A 17,414-nucleotide genomic window follows, 5' to 3' on the forward strand; every position below is an offset into this window, starting at 1 on the left:
CTACGGTGCGCTGCCGGGCGCCTGCCGCCCCCGGAGCGGGCCCCACGCCGCCGGGTTGCTTACTCGCGCAGCACCTGCCCGGTGGCGGCGACGCGGATGCGGGTGGGCTGCGCCAGCCCGCCGGTGGCGCCGTCGAGCAGGCCGTCGAGCTGCGCCAGCAGGGCCGGGTCGAGCTGGTCGCGGGCGCGTGCCGGGGGCTGCCCGGCAAGGTTGGCGCTGGTCGAGACCAGCGGGCCGCCCCAGGCCTGGCACAGGGCGCGTACCTGCGGATGCGCGCTGACCCGCACCGCGATGCCGCTGTGCTCGCCGGTGATCCAGCTGGGGGCGAGCGGCCCGGCCGGCACGATCCAGGTATTGGCCCCGGGCCAGCTGTCCAGCACCGCCTGGCGGCGGTCCGCGGCCAGTGCGTCCAGCCGCACCCAGCCCTGCAGCTGCGCCACGTCGGCGGCGATCAGGATCATGCCCTTCTCGACCGGCCGCTGCTTGAGCGCCAGCAGTTTCATCACCGCCGTTTCGTTGGCCGGGTCGCAGCCCAGGCCCCAGACCGCTTCGGTCGGGTAGGCGATGACGCTTCCGGCGCGCAGCGCCGGGACCACATTCTGCAGATCGAGTTCAATCATCGGGGGTACCGTTGGCTACCGCGGCGACGGCCGCGGGAACGCAGGGAGGCCAAACGCACCAGACCGCCCGTGGGCGGCCTGGAGCAGGTACACCGATTATCCCCCTGCCGGGGCGGCAGCGGGAGGCCACGCTCAGAACGGCGGCGTGTCGTCGTCCACCGGTGCCTTCACGGCTTTCACGACGGCTTTCCTGACGGCCTTCTTCACCGTGGTCTTGGTGGTTGTAGCCTTCTTGGCCGCCGCTTTCTTGGCCGGGGCCTTTTTGGCGGCCGGCTTCTTCGGCGCGGCGTCCTTCTTCACCGCGGTCTTCTTCGCCGCGGCCTTCTTGGTGGCGGCCTTTTTCGCGCCGAAGCCCTTGCGCGCCGGCTTGCCGGTTTCTTCCAGCAGCTTCAGCGTTTCCTCCAGCGACAGCGATGCCGGCTCGCGATCCTTCGGAATCTTGCCGTTGAGCTTGCCGTCGCTGATGTACGGGCCGAAGCGGCCGTTGAGCACCTGCACGTCATGCCCGGGCCATTCCTTGATCACGCGGTTGCGCGCGATCTCTTCCTTTTCCTCGATCAGGAACAGCGCGCGGGCCAGGTCGATCTTGTACGGATCGTCCTCCTTCTTCAGCGAGGCGTAGGTGCTGCCGCGCTTGGCGAACGGGCCGAAGCGGCCGATGCCCACGCTCACTTCCTCGCCATTGGCGTCGGCGCCGAGCCTGCGCGGCATGTCGAACAGCTTCAGCGCGTCTTCCAGCGAGATGGAATAGATGCTCTGGCCGGGCTGCAGCGAGGCGAACTTCGGCTTTTCCTCGTCCTCGACGGTGCCGATCTGCACCATCGGCCCGAAGCGGCCGATGCGCGCGCTCACTTCCTTGCCGCTGCCCGGGTCGGTGCCGAGCACGCGCGCGCTGCCGGCGTCGGTGCGGTCCAGCGATTCGCTCTTGTCGCTGACCAGTTCCTTGAACGGGCCCCAGAAGCGCTCCATCAGCGGCACCCATTCCTCCTCGCCGCGCGACACCGCGTCCAGCTCGTCCTCGAGCTTGGCGGTGAAGTCGTAGTCGACGTAGCGGGTGAAGTGGCTGGACAGGAACTTGCTGACCGCGCGGCCGACGTCGGTGGGCTTGAAGCTGCGGCCTTCCATCTCGGTGTACTTGCGGAACAGCAGGGTCTGGATGATCGAGGCGTAGGTCGAGGGACGGCCGATGCCGTATTCCTCGAGCGCCTTGACCAGCGCCGCTTCGGTGTAGCGCGGCGGCGGCTGGGTGAAATGCTGCTCGGCGCCGATGCGCTCCAGCGGCACGTTGTCGCCGGGCTTCATCGCCGGCAGCTTGCGGCCCTCGTCCTCGTCCTCGGCGTTCTTGCTGTCCTTGCCTTCCTCGTAGACGGCCAGGAAGCCGGGCACCACCACGGTGGTGCCGCTGGCGCGGAATACGTGCTCGCTGCCGGCGGACAGGTCGACGCTGACGGTATTGAGCGTGGCCGGGATCATCTGGCAGGCGACCGCGCGCTTCCAGATCAGCTCGTACAGCCGGCGCTCGTCGTCGGTCAGGAACCTGGCCACCTGCGCCGGCGTGCGCAGCGCCGAGGTCGGGCGCACCGCTTCGTGCGCCTCCTGGGCATTCTTGCTCTTGGTGGTGTAGGTGTTGGGCTTGTCCGGCAGCGAGGCGGTGCCGTAGTCGCGGGCGATCACGTCGCGGATCTCGACCAGCGCGTCCTGCGACAGGTTCACCGAGTCGGTACGCATGTAGGAGATCAGGCCGACAGTGCCTTCCTCGCCGATCGCCACGCCTTCGTACAGCTTCTGCGCGACCTGCATGGTCTTGCGCGTGGTGAAGCCGAGCTTGCGCGAGGCTTCCTGCTGCAGGGTGGAGGTGGTGAACGGCGGCGCCGGGCGGCGCTTGCGCTCCTTGCTGGCGACGTCGGTGACGTGCAGGCGGCCCTGCGCGGCCTGCTGGATGCGCAGGCGCGCGGCCTCGGCGGTGTCGCCGTCGGTGATGGTGAACTGCTCGAACTTCTGCCCGTCCAGCTTGATCAGCTTGGCCGAGAAATGCTGGGTCGGATGCGCGCAGTCGGCCTGGATCGACCAGTACTCGCGCGCCTTGAACGCCTCGATCTCCTCCTCGCGCTCGACGATCATGCGCAGCGCCGGGCTCTGCACGCGGCCGGCGGACAGGCCGCGCTGCACCTTGCGCCACAGCACCGGGGAGAGGTTGAAGCCGACCAGGTAATCCAGCGCGCGCCGCGCCTGCTGGGCGTCGACCAGGTTGTCGGCGATGGCGCGCGGCTGCGCCATCGCTTCCTTGATCGCGCGCGGGGTGATCTCGGTGAAGACCACGCGCTGCATCGACTTGTCCTTCAGCAGCCCGCGTTCCTTCAGGATCTCGGCGATGTGCCAGCTGATCGCCTCGCCCTCGCGGTCCGGGTCGGTCGCCAGGAAGATGTCATCGACGCCCTTGGCGGCCTTGGCGATGGCCTCGACGTGCTTCTCGTTCTTCTCGATCAGGTCGTAGCGCATGGCGAAGCCATGGTCCGGATCGACCGCGCCTTCCTTCGGGACCAGGTCGCGCACGTGCCCATACGAGGCCAGGACGGTGAAGTCCTTGCCGAGGTATTTGTTGATCGTCTTGGCCTTGGCGGGCGATTCGACGATGAGCAGGTGCTTGGGCATGTCAGTGGGTTCTTGCGGGGAGGGCGGGGCCCGGTGGGGGGCGCTAGGGTGGCGCAAACGCGCCCGATAGTGAAGCCGCGGGGGCCGGTACGGAGATGCGCAACGCCCGGGCAGGGCCCGGGCGTTCAGCTTTCCTTGTCCAGAGAAATCACGGAGAGGCCGCCGTTGTCAAGCGGCGGCATGTGACTCAGCTGAAGCTGGAGGCGGCGATGCCGATGATCGCCAGCAGCGCGACGAGGCCCACCAACACCCCCACGCCGAACAGCGCCAGGATCACGATGGTGACCGTGCCCAGCCCGCGCTGCTGCCATTCCGGGTGGTCGGTGAAGGCCCATTTGTCCACCACCAGGGTGTCGCAGATCATGTCGTGCAGGCTCTGCTTGCGCTCGGTGAAGGCGGCCATCAGGTAGCCGATGCACAGGATCAGGCCGCTGAGCATGGCCGCGAAGTAGCGGCCGATGCCGCGCGCGATGGTGATCCGCTCGCCGTTGCTGCGCACCACCTTGATGCCCACCGCCATCTTGCCCAGGGTGGCCTTGCCGGACGAGGCATGGAAGCCGGCGTAATAGGCGGCGGCCAGGCCGATGGAGACGAGGTTGGTCAGCAGCTGGATCGCGATGAACCCCGCGCCCATGGCGTCGCTGCCGCCGCCGATGCCGGCCATGCCGATGCCCAGCACCATGCCGATGACCATCGCCACCACGCCACCGACGATGCCGACGATCAGGCTGTCGATGAAATAGGCCGCCACCCGCTTCCAGAAGCCGGCGTAGACGATCTCGCCGCCGTTGACCACCGCTTCGCCGGTGGTGGCGCTGGCGGGCGCGGCATACGGCGACGGCGCCGCCGCGCTGGCCTTGGCGACGGCGGTGCCGTCCTCGATGGCCTGGTAGTCCGCGCGCAGGTCGATGCCGGCCCCGGTGGCCGCCGGTACCAGCAGCTGCAGTTCCTCGGCCATCGCCGAAAGCGGCTGCCACTGCGACATGCCTTCGCGCCAGACCAGGCTGCCCAGGTCCAGCTCGTTCCTGCGGAACATGTCGCGCACGGCGTCGGCTTCGACCGGCCCATGCCGCTCGCGCTGCGCATCGGCGTAATACCACTGACTCATCAATATTCCCCTGTAAGGTGGTGTTCGTACCGGCTCAGCCGCGGCACTGGGTGGGCAGATGTTCGTCCGCCACGTCGGAGCTGCATGTCCAGGTCGCGGTCTGCGTATCGTAGTCGAGCCAGAGGTGCTTGCCGTCAAGCGCCTGTTTGCCGGGCACCCGGAAGCGCGCCTCCACGCCGCAGTGGCCGTTCTCGAAACGGCCGACACGCGCGCTCGCGACATCGCCGGCGGCGTAGCTTTCCGGGCCCTCGAAGCCGCTGTCGCCGTTGACCGGGCAGTGGCCGTTGGCGCTGGCGAACCGCGCGACGTCCTCGGTGAGCGGCTGCAGCTGCGCCCAGGCGGCGGTTGTCTTCGCGCGCATCAGGTAGCTGTTGTAGGCGGGTATCGCGATGGCGGCGAGAATGCCGCCGATCGCCAGCAGCACCACGCCCACTACCGCGGCGACCACGCCGGCCACGGCGCATCCGGACAGTCCGGGCCGCGGCGGCGCCGGCGCGACGATATGCACGTGCTGCACCGGGGGCGGCAATGGCGGCGCGGTGGGTTGGCCTGGCGGCATGTCCAGGCCGAGTTCACCGGCGAATTCGCTCAGCGGCCGCCAGTCGGTGGCACCTTCGCGCCACACCAGGGTGTCGCCGGCAATGCGCCGGGAACGGAACAGCTCGACGATGCTCGCCGCGGGCAGCGGACCGCGGCGTTCGCGGTTGCCTTCGGCGTAGAACCACTGGCTCACGGGGACTCCTTGCGGCTGTCCAGACAGGGGCACGCCTGGACGCGCAGGGGCGTGCTGCTTCGGCCGGTACCCAGCCCGGAGGAAATGCCGGGCCATGCGCCCCGGTCCAGGTCGGCGCGGGGAGCGACGCGTCCATTCGCGCCGCATGCTGATTTCGGGGCGCGATGCAACGCGCCACCCGTACTCAGTGCAGCGGCTCCGGTTCGTCGACGAACATCTGCGTTTCCATCCAGGCGTAGGCGGCTTCGGCGCCGGGCTGGTTGAACAGCACCATCAGCACCACCCACTTGAGGTCGTCCAGGTCCAGCTCGTCCTGGTCCAGCGCCATCGCCCGGTCCAGCACCAGTTCGCGCTGGTCGGCATCGAGGATGCCGTGCTGTTCCAGGAACAGCAGGAAGCCGCGGCTCTCCACGTCCAGCTTGTCCAGTTCCGGGCCATGGAAGATACGCACCGGCCCGTCCACCCGGGCCTGGCCCACGGCCGGGCGCTGCTCGGCCAGGGCGTCGAGCCAGTCGAAGGCCTTGCTGATCTCGGTGGGGCTGAAACCGGCCTGGATCAGGCCGTTCTGCAGGGAGTCGCGGTCTCGGATGAGATCGGCGTCCTCGCTGAAATAGTGTTCGAACAGATACAGCAGGACGTCCAGGATGCTCTCTTTCATTGCCTCGGCCTGCGCCATGCGGCGCTGTGGAGGTGAAGGAACCTCAGGTACGGGTGTAGCAGCCGTATGCGGACGACACCTTCCCTTCCAGTTCCATGACCAGCAGCATGGATGACAGCCTGCTGGCCGTCAATCCAGTGCGCCTGATCAACGAATCCATACCGGTTGGGTCGTGGCCCAGCGCATTCCACAAGCGCTGGTAGTCCGGGTCCGGTGGGGTGGGGGCCAGGCAAATGCTGCCCGGGGCCTCAGGAATGGGGGTCAGCAACCGGTTTTGCAAGGCGCCTGCCAGTTCGCCGGCCAGATTGGCCACGCCTTCAAGGATGTCGGCCGGTTGTGTCACCAGGATTGCACCGTCGCGTATCAGACGGTGGCAGCCGCGTGCCATGGCATTGCGGATCGATCCGGGCACCGCGAATACCTCGCGCCCGGCCTCGGCCGCCAGCCGGGCGGTGATCAGCGCGCCGGAACGCGCGGCGGCCTCGATCACCACCGTACCCAGGCACAGCGCGGCCAGTACCCGGTTGCGGGCCGGAAACTGGCCGTTGCGCGGCGGCGTGCCGGGCGGGTACTCGCTGACCACCGCGCCGTGGGCGGCGACCCGCGCCTGGAGAGGGGCATGGCGGCGTGGGTACGCCAGGTCCGGACCGGTGCCGACCACCGCGAACGTGGCGCCACCGGCGTCCAGCGCGCCGCGATGGGCGGCCGCATCGATCCCGGCGGCCAGGCCGCTGCCGATCGCCAGCCCGCTTGCCGACAGCGCGCGGGCGAATTCGCAGGCGTTCTCGCACCCCGCCGCACTGGGATTGCGGCTGCCGACGACGGCGATGGCCGGCCGCCACAGGCATGCCGGGTCGCCGTCGATGAACAGGGCCAGCGGCGGATTCTGGCAATTGCGCAGCAGTGGCGGGTAGTCGCCGTCGCTCCAGCCGATCAGGTGGTGGCGAGGGTGCTCCAGCCAGCGGCGGGCCTGCCCGCTGCATGCCGGCGCGGTGGTGGCCAGTGCCTGCACCTGCTGCCGGTCCAGGCCGGCGGCCTGCCAAGCCCGGGGCCCGGCAGCCAGCGCATGGCTGGCGCTGCCGAAGTGGTCGAGCAGGTCGCGCAGTGGCCGGGTGCGGCCGCCGGCCAGCACCAGCGCCAACAGCGCCCGGGTTTCATCTGCGCGCTCGCCGGCGGGGTCGGGAAGGGCTGGCATGCGCGCATGCTGGCCCGGAAACGACGACGGCGCCCTCGGGCGCCGTCGTATTGCCACGTGGGATTACGCCGCGTCGCCTACTGGGCGTCCGGGTGCTTGAGCTCGTACCCGACGCGCGCCGGCTTGGTGCCTTCCATCACCAGCGCATAGCTGACCCTGTCGAAGGTGCGGAACACCATCGCGTGCGCGGCATATTCGGCCGGCAGCGACACGCGGCCGGCGCCGGGCTTGAGCCCATCATCGGTACGCGAGGTGGCCATGCCGGTCACCCGGTCGGTGACATGGCGGCCGCTGCGCCAGACCGAGAACACGGTGCCGTTGTCGATGCCGTCGCGGGCGCCGCCGGAAATGGCGATGACATCGCGCGGGCCGCCCGAGGTCAGGGTATCGGCCACGGCCAGGACGCGCAGGTGGCCGTCGGCCACCGCCGCGGCGGGCGCATGCGGCACGAACTGCAGGTCGTAGGGGTTGGCCTGGACCGGGACCAGGCGGTCGCCGGCACGCACTTCGCGGCCGCTGGCCTGCAGCTGCAGGGTGCTGGTTTCGTGCTCGCCGCTGCCGACGCGGGTGATCGTGCCGGTCGCGACCTGGGCCAGTTCGTACCCCAGCAGTTCGTGGCGGTCGCTGCTGGCCACGTAGCTCCTCCACAGGTCGCCGGTGAACGGCACGACGTTGCCGCGTTCGTCCAGGTCGTCGCTGGGCTTGGGCTGGCCATAACGCACCGTGGGTCGCAGCACGGCATAGCGCTGGCCGGCCTGCGCCCCCTGCAGGCCGCGGACATACGCCTGCTGCCCGGCACTGGCGCGCATGCGGTTGTCTTCCAGGCCGACCACGTAGGGCAGCTGCTTGAAGCTGTCCATGACGGTCAGGTTCTTCAGGAACGGTTCAACCTGGGCCAGCGGGATCGCATTGATCGGCGCTTCGTCGCGCTTGCCCGGCTGGAGGGTGCCCTGCGGCGTCACCCGGTCCAGGTAGGCCAGGCTCAGGATGTCACCCGGGTAGATCAGGTGCGGGTTCTTGACCTGCGGGTTGGCCTGCCAGATTTCCGGCCAAAGCCACGGCTTCTTCAGGAAACGGGCGGCGATATCCCAGAGCGTGTCGCCCTTGCGCACCACGTAGGTGTCCGGATGGGTGGCGCCCGTCTCGACCGCCACGGCATAGGTCGTCACGGTCAGCAACGCGACGGCGGCGACCGTACGTATTTGTTTCAGCATGGCTGCGATCTGCCTGATTCCCCAACAGGTTCGCGCACTATAGTGCAGAACCCGGGGCGCGGGGCAAGCGCAGGCGCTAGAATTGGGACGTCCTGCCGAATTGTGCGGCATCTCCCATCCGGTGCACCCCATGGCCCTCCTGCCCATTCTCGAATTCCCCGACCCGCGGCTGCGCACCAAGGCGGTCCCGGTCGACCCTGCCGAAGTGACCACCCCGGCGTTCCAGCAGTTGCTCGACGACATGTTCCAGACCATGTACGACGCCCCCGGCATCGGCCTGGCCGCCAGCCAGGTGGACGTGCACAAGCGCTTCATGGTGATCGACGTGAGCGAGGAGCACGATGCGCCGCAGGTCTTCATCAACCCGCAGATCGCCAGCGCCAGCGAGGGTGGCCGGGTCTACCAGGAAGGCTGCCTGTCGGTGCCCGGCATCTATGCCGACGTGACCCGTGCCGACAGCATCGTGGTGCGCTTCCTCGACCGCGAGGGCCGCGCGCAGGAGCTGGAGGCCGAAGGCCTGCTGGCCACCTGCATCCAGCACGAGATGGACCACCTGGACGGCAAGCTGTTCATCGATTACCTCTCGCCGCTCAAGCGCGAGATGGTGCGCAAGAAGCTGGCCAAGCAGCGCAAGCACGTCGCCTGAGCCGCGCCCCCGGCCTGGCCGGGCGCGCACCAGCGCATCGCACGGCGCCGTCCCCGGCGCCGTCGTTCTTTCCGGGAGTTGGATTGCCATGAGAATCGTTTTTGCCGGTACGCCGGAATTCGCCGTCGCCTCGCTCGGCGCGGCCGCGCGCCACCATGAGGTGGTCGCGGTCTACACCCAGCCCGACCGTCCGGCCGGCCGCGGCCGTGGGCTGATGCCGTCGCCGGTCAAGCTCGACGCCATCGCCCGCGGGATCCCGGTGTTCCAGCCCGAGAGCCTGAAGGGCGCAGAAGCCCAGCAGCAGCTGCGCGACCTGCAGCCGGACCTGATGGTCGTGGTCGCCTACGGCCTGATCCTGCCCAGGGCGGTGCTCGCCATTCCCACCCACGGCTGCTGGAACGTGCATGCCTCGCTGCTGCCGCGCTGGCGCGGCGCGGCCCCGATCCAGCGTGCGATCGAGGCCGGCGACGGCGAGACCGGGGTCTGCCTGATGCAGATGGAGGCCGGGCTGGATACCGGGCCGGTGCTGCTGAGCCAGCGCACCGCCATCGCCGACACCGATACCGGCGGCCTGCTGCACGACCGCCTGGCGGAGATGGGCGCGCGGGTGCTGTCCGACGGCCTGGGCCTGCTGCGCGCGGGCCTCAAGCCGGTCGCGCAGCCGCAGCCCGAGGCCGGCGTCACCTATGCGCACAAGCTCGACAAGGCCGAGGCGCGGCTGGACTGGAGCCAGGACGCCGCGGCGCTGGCGCGGCGGGTGCGCGCCTTCAACCCGTGGCCGGTGGCCGAGGCCATGCTGGCCGGCGAGCGCGTGCGCATCCATGGCGCGGTGGCCATCGCCGACAACCGCGGCAAGGCGCCGGGCACGGTGATTGGCGCATCCCGCGAGGGCATCGACATCGCCTGTGGCCACGGTGCACTGCGGCTGCGCGTGGTGCAGCGCGAGGGCGGCAAGGCGATCACCGCCGCCGACTACCTCAATGCCCGCCGCGACCTGCCGGTGGAGGGCTGAGCGGATGGTGGTTTCGGCATCCGGGCCGTGGAAGGGCGGCGCCGCGCGACAGCCGGGCGTGCAGACGCGCCTGCTGGCGGCCAAGGTGTTGGCGGCAGTGGCCGGCCGCGGTCGTTCGTTGAAGGCCGAGCTGGCGGCCGTGCTGCCGAAGCTGGACGATGGCCGTGACCGCGCCCTGCTGGAAGCGATCTGCTTCGCCGCGCTGCGCCGCCACGCGGTCTACGAGCAGGCGTTGCGGCAATGGCTGCAGAAACCGCTGGGAGCGCGCGATGCCGACCTGAAGGGGCTGCTGCTGGCCGGCTTCGCCCAGCTCGATGCGCTGCAGCTGCCGGCCCATGCCGCGCTGTCGGCCACGGTCGATGCGGCACGCGCGCTGGGGCGCGAGCGCCAGGCCGGGCTGGTCAACGCGGTGCTGCGCCGGGCGCAGCGTGAAGGTTTCCCCGACGTCCGTGCCGAGGACGCATGGCCGGCCTGGCTGCAGGAGCATGTGCGCCGGGACTGGCCGGCGCAGGCCGGGGCGGTGTTCGCCGCCAGCCTGCAGCCGGCGCCGCTGTGGCTGCGGGTCAACCGCCAGCGCTACCCGCGCGATGCCTATCTCTCGCTGTTGCATGAGGCGGGCATCGAGGCCGAGCGCTCGGCCCTGGCCGCCGACGCGATCCGCCTGCCGGTCGCGGTGCCGGTCGCCAGCCTGCCCGGTTTCGGCGAGGGCGCGGTGTCGGTGCAGGACCTGTCGGCGCAGCAGGTGGCCGATGCGCTGGCGCCGGCGCCCGGTGCGCGGGTACTCGATGCCTGCGCGGCCCCTGGCGGCAAGGCGGCGCACCTGCTGGAACGTGATCCCAGCCTGCGGCTGCTGGCGCTGGACGTGGATGCGCGGCGCCTGCAGCGCATCCGCGAGACCTTCAACCGCACCGGTGTGGGCGCCTCGGCGCAGGTGCGGGCTGCGGACGCGGCCGATTGCGCCGCGTGGTGGGACGGCGAGCCCTTCGACGCGGTGCTGCTGGACGCGCCGTGTTCGGCCACCGGCGTGATCCGTCGCCAGCCCGACGTGCTGCTGCACCGGCGCCCCGGCGACATCGATGCGCTGGTTGCCCAGCAGGCGCGGCTGCTCGATGCCCTGTGGCAGGTGGTGGCGCCCGGCGGCGTGCTGGTGTACGCCACCTGTTCGATCCTGCGCCGCGAGAACCAGCAGCAGGTCGCCGCCTTCCTGGCGCGGACGGCGGATGCGCGCATCGACCGGCTGCCGGAGGGCTTCGGCCACGACGATGCCGGGACGCGCCAGCGCCTGCCGGGCGAACAGGACGGCGATGGCTTCTTCCATGCGCGGCTGGTGAAAAGCCGGTAGTCAAAACCGGTCATGATGCCCGGGTGGATGTGCTCACCATCACGGAACGCCCATTCACATGGGTTTTCCGGTGTCCGTGCAATGCTTGTGAAAACAGCGGCGGTGCATGTGCGGCCGCGCGGGCGCGTCTTTTCCGGGCCAAGGCCCGGCCCGCCTGCCGGCATGGCGTCCCGCTTTCATCGTCGTCGTTTCCCCGAATCCAGAAGTGTCCCCCATGCCTCGGTCAACGAGCGAACTGCCGATCTACGTCATCAACCTGCCCGCCTCGGCTGACCGGCGGGTGTCGATGGAGCGCCAGGCGGCCGCGCTGGGGCTGCGCTTCCAGTTCTTCGAAGCGGTGAACGGGCGCCAGCCGCATCCACTGTTCGGCCATGTCGCCGAGAAGAAGCGCCTGCTGCGCAAGGGCAGGCCGTTCCGCCCGGGGGAGATCGGCTGCTGGGCCAGCCACTACCTGCTCTGGCAGCGCTGCCTGGAAAGCGGCGAGCCGATGCTGGTGCTGGAGGACGACATCGCCATCGACCCGCGCCTGCCCGGGTTGTTGGCCGAGCTGCGGCAATTGCCGCCGCAGGTGGGGTACTTCCGCCTGCACGCCGCCGACAGGCCCAGCGAGCCGTGGTGCCGTTTCGGTGATTTCGTCCTGCACCGCTACTGGCGCAGCCCGCTGTGCACGTTCGGCTACTACCTGGCACCGGCGGCGGCGGAACGGTTCCTGCGGCATGCGGACGAATGGGTCGTGGCGGTCGACGACTACATGGACCTGGCCTGGCTGCACGGCGTGGAATGCCTGGGCCTGAAGCCGGGGCTGGTCAGCAGCGACGAGAGCTTCGAGTCGATCATCCAGGCCCGCACCGGGGTGAAGGAGCCGGTCGGACCGTGGCGCTGGCTGGCGCGGGAGAGCTACCGGCTGAAGCTCGACGTGCGCTGGTTCCTGCACAACCTGCCCGGGCGCTTCCGCACCCGGGCCGCATCCTGCCCCTGAGCGCCGGCCCCGCGCTGGCATGCCGGCGACCGGCTTTCAGCGGTTGCGCTTGCGGCCGAACAGGATGCTGGCCGCGCGCTCATAGCGCTTCCACCACGGCGCATCGCCGCGCAGCGCCAGCGACGCATAGCGTTTGCGCTCCTTGCGGGTTGGCGCGGGCTTGGTGCGGTACTCGTTCTTGCTGAGCACGCAGCAGTTGTCGTCCAGCCCGCTGCGCCAGGCGTAGTGGCGGACGATCCCGTAGTTGCGCAGGCCGTTGAGGTGCAGCGAGGCCGGCTGCTGGCGCGTCGCCCACCAGCCATTGCTGCCATGGGTCCGGTATTCGACGCAGTCGGTGGGCAGGTAGAACTTGCGTGCGCCCAGGATGCTGGCGCCGTGGACCAGGCAGGCGTCGGCGCACAACTTCCACTGCTTGCGGAAGCTGGGCGGCAGGTCCAGCACGGTGTCCGCCCAGCGCCGGCGCAGGGAAAGCGCCGAGGTCGGTGCGCCGTACCAGGTGACGAAGAAGTAGGTGCTGATCGCGGTGTAGCCCAGATCGATCGGTGCCTTGCTGTCCTCGTACAGGATGTCCTGGTTGTCGATGCCGAAGGTGCGCAGGTCGCTGAACACGAAATCGACATCGCGCCGCGCGTCGTAGATCGCGCCGATCTTCTCCAGGTACCGTGGTTTCCAGCGGTCGTCGGCGTCCAGGAAGCAGACCACGTCGCCGCTGGCGGCGGCCGTACCGCGCTGGAACGCGGCCAGTTGCCCCTCGTTCTCGCCGAACAGCAGGGTCACGCGCGGATCGGCGCCGTAGCGCTGCTGCAGCATGGCCGGCGAGCCATCGCTGGAGCCATCGTCGACGACGATGACCTGCGCGGCCGGCCGGGTCTGCGCAAGCGCGCTCTCCACCGCCTCCACGACGAACTGGAGGTAGTTGTAGCTGGTGATGACGACCGAGAACGTGGTGGCCGCGATACTCATGCCGCCAGCACCTGGCGGAAATAGGCGATGGTTTCCCTCAGGCCGTCGTCCAGTGCCACTTTCGGCTCCCAGTCCAGCGCCGAGCGGGCCAGCGCGATGTCCGGCTGGCGCTGCTTCGGGTCGTCCTCCGGCAGTGGCTGGAACACCAGCCTGGAGCCGCCGCCGACCAGCGAGATCACCTTCTCCGCCAGTTCCAGCATGGTGGACTCGCCCGGATTGCCGATGTTGACCGGCCCGGTGAAGCCGCGCTCGCTGTCCATCATGCGGACCATGGCATCGACCAGGTCGTCCACGTAGCAGAAGCTGCGCGTCTGGCTGCCGTCGCCGTAGATGGTGATGTCCTCGCCCTTGAGCGCCTGCACGATGAAATTGCTGACCACCCGGCCGTCGCTGGGGTGCATGCGCGGCCCATAGGTGTTGAAGATGCGCACCACCTTGATGTCCAGCGCGTGCTGGCGGAAATAATCGAAGAACAGCGTCTCGGCGCAGCGCTTGCCCTCGTCGTAGCAGCTGCGCAGCCCGATCGGATTGACTCGGCCCCAGTAGCCCTCCTGCTGCGGATGCACTTCCGGGTCGCCGTACACCTCGCTGGTGGACGCCTGCAGGATGCGCGCATCCAGGCGCTTGGCCAGGCCCAGCATGTTGATCGCCCCGTGCACGCTGGTCTTGGTGGTCTGCACCGGGTCGTGCTGGTAGTGAATGGGCGAGGCCGGGCAGGCGAGGTTGAAGATCCGGTCCACCTCGACATAGAGCGGGAACGTCACGTCGTGGCGCATCAGCTCGAAGCCGGGGTTGCCCAGCAGGTGTGCGACGTTGCGCTTGCTGCCGGTGAAGAAATTGTCGACGCACAGCACGTCGTGGCCGCCGCCCACCAGACGGTCGCACAGGTGTGAGCCGAGGAAGCCGGCGCCGCCGGTGACCAGGATACGTTTCATTGAGGAAATATGACTGGGATGGGAGCGCCTGTTAAGGGGAATCATACAGGCGTGCTATCGTCCGCCGGCTGCCGCGGCCGGGAAACCGCATCCGTGGATCCAGGGGGCATGGACGGCGGCGATGGTCTGTCTGGTAGGGAATGATTCATGGCTTCGGCCCCAGAGTTGCACGGATGGCACGCAATCTGACGTATACCGCAACCGCTGGTATTGAGCGGAAGGACACATTGGGCACGCTGGCGTCGGCAGCGCTGTTCCTGTTGCCGGCGGCAATGGTGAGCACGCCTTTCAACGTGCTGCCGTTCGCCCTGGTACTGCTGCTGACCAGTGCCTGGGGATTCTCCCGCCTGTGGCGCGCGCGCCCGGGCGTCATCGGCTACCTGCTGTTGGCCCTGACCGTGGCGGCGCTGGCCTCGTCGCTGGTGTCGTCATGGCAGTCCGCCGAGGCGTTCAGGGACGAGGGCTACCGCACCCGGTTCCTGGCAATGCCCTGGGTGCTGCTGTGGGTATGCGCATTCCGGCCCCGCCAGGAGATGCTGTGGTGGGGGGCGCTGTTCGGCCTGTTCGCGACCCTGGCCATCGCCATTTACCAGGTGACCCACGGCTGGCCGCGCGCCGAAGCATGGACCAATTCCATCGTGCTGGCCGACGTCACCCTGGTGCTCATGATCGTGCTGGTGTTCTGCCGCCCGCCGGGGCGCTGGGGCTGCATCGCGCTGGGCATGGCCGCCGGTGGTGCGGTGATCCTGCTCAGCGGCAGCCGCGGCGTATGGCCGGCGCTGCTGGCGCTGCTGGTGGCCATGGCGCTGTCGATACGCCGCGGCAGCGGACGCCTGCGCCTGGCGTCTCTGGCCGGACTGCTGCTGGTCGCGGCGACCCTGGTGCTGGCGGTCCCGCAGTTGCGCGAGCTTACCCGCCTGAGCGAACTGCACAGCGATGTGCAGCGCATCGAGGCCGGTGACGTGGATTCGTCGGCCGGCGCGCGCCTGGAGCGGCTGCAGGTGGCGTGGGATACGTTCCGCGAGCATCCCTGGACGGGCGTGGGCATCGGCAAGTTCGACACTGCCATGCAGCGCCTGCCGGACTGCCGCCTGCCGCAGGTGGTGGAGGCCCGCTGCCACCTGGGACACGCGCACAACGACGTCGCCGAATGGGGCGCGACCGAGGGCATCCCGGGCCTGCTGCTGCTGCTGTGCATCTACGGTCTGCCGCTGTGGCTCTTCATTCGCCTGCATCGGCACAGCGGCGAGGGCGGATTCCGCGGACCGGCTGCGGCCGGGGTGATGGTGGTGGTCGCCTACATCCTCTGCGGCGCGACCCAGTCGATGTTCGCCCACCAGATAACCGTGAGCACCTACGCCACTCTGGTGGGCCTGCTTGCCGGCCTGTCGCTGATGCGGGCGTCCGAGCACCGCCAGCCGCGGCCCGGGCAGCGGACTGCGGGTCGGCAGCAGCCGGTTCAGGGCTGATCGCGCGGCGGATCGGCCACGTTCCGGCCGTTCTGCAGCAGCCACAGCATGATGGTCTTCTGCCGCACGTAGTTGGCGCGCACGTAGGCGTACACCAGGCCGTGCCAGCCGTCGCGGAAGCCGCCGCGCAGCAGCCAGCCGCGCCAGAAGCGCCAGGCCGGCGCCAGCACCAGCTTGCCCAGGGTGGCGCGCTTGCCGCGGGCGAACTCGTGCTCGGCCATCATCCGCGCGTAGCGCTGGGTCTTGGCCAGCTGCTGTTCGAATGAACGATAGGGGTAATGGACCAGGTCGCCGCGCAGCGTGCGCACCGGGCCATCGACGCTGGCGGCCTCGTGGATCTCGCGCGCGCCGCGCCAACCGCCACGACGGCGGTCGAACAGGCGCAGCACGCGGTCCGGGTAGGCGTTGCCATGGCGCAGGAACCGGCCGAAATACTCGGACAGGCGGGCGAACCGGTAACCGGCGGCACCGTCGAACCCGGCGTCGCGGGCCTGCTCGATGGCGTGCCGGAGTTCGTCGCCCACGCGTTCGTCGGCGTCCAGGCACAGCACCCAGTCGTGGCGGGCCTGTTCGACGCAGTACGCCTTCTGGCTGCGGAATCCGTCGAACGTGCGCTGCAGCACCCGTGCGCCGGCCGCTTCGGCGATGGCCACGGTGGCATCGCTGGAGTACGAATCCACCACCACGATCTCGTCGCAGAAGGCCAGCGAGGCCAGGCAGTCGCCGATGCGTGCGGCTTCGTTGAACGCGATAATGCAGGCCGTGATGCGAGGCCGTTCGGTGGGAGCGGTCGAAGAGGACATGGTGATGGCCGGATACCTGCTGTTTGCGACGGAGCGCTATGCGCTGCCTATTCTCGCGCCTCTGGCGCAGGCGTTGCACGCGGACGGCCACGCGGTCGCGGCCTGGTTCGAGGGCGGCGCGGCCGGGGCGAGCCTGGCGGGGGTCCCGGCCATCGGCCTGCAGCAGGCGCTGGCGATGCGGCCGCGCGCGGTGCTCAGCGCCGCCAACTGGGTGCCGCCATTCGTGGCCGGGGCCAAGGTGCAGCTGTTCCACGGCTTCAACGTGCAGAAGCGCGAGGACGCCCGCGGCCATTTCCGGGTGCGTGGCCTGTTCGACCTGTACTGCACGCAGGGGCCGGCGACGACGCGGCCGTTCCAGGAGCTGGCCGCGCGCGAGCGGCATTTCGTGGTGAAGGAAACCGGCTGGCCGAAACTCGACCCGCTGTTCCGCGATGACGGCGGGCAGGCCGCCAGCCTGCGCGCGGCGGCCGGCGACCGCGCGGTGGTGCTGTTCGGTTCCACCTTCACCGAGCGCCTCAGTGCGGCACCGCACCTGTACGACAGCATCGCCGCCGACATCGCCGCCGGCGACCGCTACTGGCTGCTGACCCTGCACCCGAAGTGCGCGCCGGAGCTGTTCGAGCGCTACCGTGCGCTGGCCGGCGCCAATGCCTGCTTCATCGAACCAGAGCAGCTGATGGCCGCGCAGCGCGCCGCCGACGTGCTGGTGTCGGACACCTCGTCGATCGTTTCGGAGTTCATCGTCCAGCACAAGCCGGTGGTGACCTTCCGCAACCGCGTGCCACAGCCGCACATGCTCGATTTCGACGATCCGCAGCGGCTGCCGGACATGCTGGCGCGCGCACTGTCGCCCGAGCCGGCGCTGCTGGCGGAAATCACCCGCTATGCCGATTCGATCCATCCGTATCGCGACGGGCGTTCGTCCGAGCGGGTGATCGCCGCCACCGAGGATTTCATTGCCGGCCGCCTGGGGAAGCCGGGGCGCAAGCCGCTGGGCGCGATCTGGCGCGGCCTGCAGATCCGCCGCGAGCTGGGCTACTGGGGGCCTTCGCGGGCGTAAGCCGCCGGGCGCGCAGGCCGCACCG

The 17,414-nt window shown here is 69.7% G+C and carries 16 protein-coding genes; 6 read left to right on the forward strand and 10 right to left on the reverse strand.

Going from position 1 to position 17,414, the window contains the following annotated elements; translation table 11 throughout:
- Window positions 1-59: 59 nt before the first annotated feature.
- The 7 genes from tsaC to F0P95_RS05360 all read right to left on the reverse strand — a co-directional run bounded on the left by tsaC (window position 60) and on the right by F0P95_RS05360 (window position 8,180).
- The gene (gene tsaC, locus F0P95_RS05330; RefSeq protein WP_182335967.1) at window positions 60-620 is read right to left on the reverse strand and encodes an L-threonylcarbamoyladenylate synthase type 1 TsaC; all 561 of its coding nucleotides are present in this window, start codon (window positions 618-620) and stop codon (window positions 60-62) included.
- Window positions 621-752: 132 nt separating this feature from the next.
- Window positions 753-3,272, reverse strand: a complete 2,520-nt coding sequence (locus tag F0P95_RS05335; protein WP_182335968.1) for a DNA topoisomerase I — start codon at window positions 3,270-3,272, stop codon at window positions 753-755.
- A gap of 187 nt (window positions 3,273-3,459) precedes the next feature.
- On the reverse strand, window positions 3,460-4,380 hold the full coding sequence (locus F0P95_RS05340) for an RDD family protein (RefSeq protein ID WP_182335969.1): 921 nt from the start codon (window positions 4,378-4,380) through the stop codon (window positions 3,460-3,462).
- 34 nt (window positions 4,381-4,414) lie between these two features.
- Window positions 4,415-5,113: a pilin gene (locus tag F0P95_RS05345; RefSeq protein WP_182335970.1), complete on the reverse strand. Its 699-nt coding sequence runs from the start codon at window positions 5,111-5,113 to the stop codon at window positions 4,415-4,417.
- 184 nt (window positions 5,114-5,297) lie between these two features.
- A complete protein-coding gene (locus F0P95_RS05350; RefSeq protein ID WP_054668528.1) occupies window positions 5,298-5,771 on the reverse strand; it encodes a DUF494 family protein in 474 nt (157 codons plus the stop codon).
- A 43-nt stretch (window positions 5,772-5,814) separates the two neighbouring features.
- Window positions 5,815-6,966 (reverse strand): DNA-processing protein DprA, encoded by a 1,152-nt coding sequence (dprA, locus tag F0P95_RS05355; RefSeq protein ID WP_182335971.1) that lies wholly within the window; start codon window positions 6,964-6,966, stop codon window positions 5,815-5,817.
- A 77-nt stretch (window positions 6,967-7,043) separates the two neighbouring features.
- Window positions 7,044-8,180 carry a LysM peptidoglycan-binding domain-containing protein gene (locus F0P95_RS05360; RefSeq protein ID WP_182335972.1) on the reverse strand — a complete coding sequence of 379 codons (1,137 nt, stop codon included), beginning with the start codon at window positions 8,178-8,180 and terminating at the stop codon, window positions 7,044-7,046.
- Between the two features lie 130 nt (window positions 8,181-8,310).
- On the opposite strand from F0P95_RS05360, the gene def reads away from it, so the two are divergent.
- From def to F0P95_RS05380, 4 genes are all read left to right on the forward strand, one after another.
- Window positions 8,311-8,826 (forward strand): peptide deformylase, encoded by a 516-nt coding sequence (def, locus tag F0P95_RS05365; protein WP_182335973.1) that lies wholly within the window; start codon window positions 8,311-8,313, stop codon window positions 8,824-8,826.
- 88 nt (window positions 8,827-8,914) lie between these two features.
- On the forward strand, window positions 8,915-9,838 hold the full coding sequence (fmt, locus tag F0P95_RS05370; RefSeq protein WP_182335974.1) for a methionyl-tRNA formyltransferase: 924 nt from the start codon (window positions 8,915-8,917) through the stop codon (window positions 9,836-9,838).
- 4 nt (window positions 9,839-9,842) lie between these two features.
- Window positions 9,843-11,180, forward strand: a complete 1,338-nt coding sequence (gene rsmB, locus F0P95_RS05375; RefSeq protein WP_182335975.1) for a 16S rRNA (cytosine(967)-C(5))-methyltransferase RsmB — start codon at window positions 9,843-9,845, stop codon at window positions 11,178-11,180.
- Between the two features lie 214 nt (window positions 11,181-11,394).
- Window positions 11,395-12,159: a glycosyltransferase family 25 protein gene (locus F0P95_RS05380; protein WP_182335976.1), complete on the forward strand. Its 765-nt coding sequence runs from the start codon at window positions 11,395-11,397 to the stop codon at window positions 12,157-12,159.
- A gap of 36 nt (window positions 12,160-12,195) precedes the next feature.
- Here the strand turns inward: F0P95_RS05380 and F0P95_RS05385 are convergent, their stop codons facing one another.
- Both F0P95_RS05385 and F0P95_RS05390 read right to left on the reverse strand, forming a co-directional pair.
- Window positions 12,196-13,122 carry a glycosyltransferase family 2 protein gene (locus F0P95_RS05385; RefSeq protein WP_182335977.1) on the reverse strand — a complete coding sequence of 309 codons (927 nt, stop codon included), beginning with the start codon at window positions 13,120-13,122 and terminating at the stop codon, window positions 12,196-12,198.
- Window positions 13,119-14,057 carry a UDP-glucuronic acid decarboxylase family protein gene (locus F0P95_RS05390; RefSeq protein WP_182335978.1) on the reverse strand — a complete coding sequence of 313 codons (939 nt, stop codon included), beginning with the start codon at window positions 14,055-14,057 and terminating at the stop codon, window positions 13,119-13,121. Before F0P95_RS05390 ends, F0P95_RS05385 begins: the two co-directional genes overlap by 4 nt.
- A gap of 143 nt (window positions 14,058-14,200) precedes the next feature.
- Between F0P95_RS05390 and F0P95_RS05395 the strand changes: the two genes are divergently transcribed.
- Window positions 14,201-15,526, forward strand: coding sequence for an O-antigen ligase family protein (locus F0P95_RS05395; protein ID WP_425515929.1), 1,326 nt, complete (start codon window positions 14,201-14,203; stop codon window positions 15,524-15,526).
- On the opposite strand, the gene F0P95_RS05400 is transcribed toward F0P95_RS05395, so the two are convergent.
- The gene (locus F0P95_RS05400; protein ID WP_182335980.1) at window positions 15,517-16,329 is read right to left on the reverse strand and encodes a glycosyltransferase family 2 protein; all 813 of its coding nucleotides are present in this window, start codon (window positions 16,327-16,329) and stop codon (window positions 15,517-15,519) included. The two genes, F0P95_RS05395 and F0P95_RS05400, sit on opposite strands and share 10 nt — an antisense overlap.
- Window position 16,330: 1 nt before the next feature.
- Between F0P95_RS05400 and F0P95_RS05405 the strand changes: the two genes are divergently transcribed.
- Complete coding sequence (locus F0P95_RS05405; RefSeq protein WP_182336797.1) at window positions 16,331-17,389, forward strand: CDP-glycerol glycerophosphotransferase family protein; 1,059 nt, start codon at window positions 16,331-16,333, stop codon at window positions 17,387-17,389.
- The last annotated feature ends 25 nt before the right edge of the window (window positions 17,390-17,414 follow it).

The organism is Stenotrophomonas acidaminiphila (assembly GCF_014109845.1).
Taxonomy (GTDB): domain Bacteria; phylum Pseudomonadota; class Gammaproteobacteria; order Xanthomonadales; family Xanthomonadaceae; genus Stenotrophomonas; species Stenotrophomonas acidaminiphila.

Excerpts from the sequence above, each read along its gene's own strand:
- dprA (WP_182335971.1), bottom strand. The coding sequence starts at position 6,966 with ATGCCAGCCCTTCCCGACCCCGCCGGCGAGCGCGCAGATGAAACCCGG.
- rsmB (WP_182335975.1), top strand. The coding sequence starts at position 9,843 with ATGGTGGTTTCGGCATCCGGGCCGTGGAAGGGCGGCGCCGCGCGACAG.
- F0P95_RS05340 (WP_182335969.1), bottom strand. The coding sequence starts at position 4,380 with ATGAGTCAGTGGTATTACGCCGATGCGCAGCGCGAGCGGCATGGGCCG.
- F0P95_RS05385 (WP_182335977.1), bottom strand. The coding sequence starts at position 13,122 with ATGAGTATCGCGGCCACCACGTTCTCGGTCGTCATCACCAGCTACAAC.
- F0P95_RS05390 (WP_182335978.1), bottom strand. The coding sequence starts at position 14,057 with ATGAAACGTATCCTGGTCACCGGCGGCGCCGGCTTCCTCGGCTCACAC.
- F0P95_RS05335 (WP_182335968.1), bottom strand. The coding sequence starts at position 3,272 with ATGCCCAAGCACCTGCTCATCGTCGAATCGCCCGCCAAGGCCAAGACG.
- F0P95_RS05350 (WP_054668528.1), bottom strand. The coding sequence starts at position 5,771 with ATGAAAGAGAGCATCCTGGACGTCCTGCTGTATCTGTTCGAACACTAT.
- tsaC (WP_182335967.1), bottom strand. The coding sequence starts at position 620 with ATGATTGAACTCGATCTGCAGAATGTGGTCCCGGCGCTGCGCGCCGGA.
- def (WP_182335973.1), top strand. The coding sequence starts at position 8,311 with ATGGCCCTCCTGCCCATTCTCGAATTCCCCGACCCGCGGCTGCGCACC.
- F0P95_RS05400 (WP_182335980.1), bottom strand. The coding sequence starts at position 16,329 with ATGTCCTCTTCGACCGCTCCCACCGAACGGCCTCGCATCACGGCCTGC.
- fmt (WP_182335974.1), top strand. The coding sequence starts at position 8,915 with ATGAGAATCGTTTTTGCCGGTACGCCGGAATTCGCCGTCGCCTCGCTC.
- F0P95_RS05360 (WP_182335972.1), bottom strand. The coding sequence starts at position 8,180 with ATGCTGAAACAAATACGTACGGTCGCCGCCGTCGCGTTGCTGACCGTG.
- F0P95_RS05380 (WP_182335976.1), top strand. The coding sequence starts at position 11,395 with ATGCCTCGGTCAACGAGCGAACTGCCGATCTACGTCATCAACCTGCCC.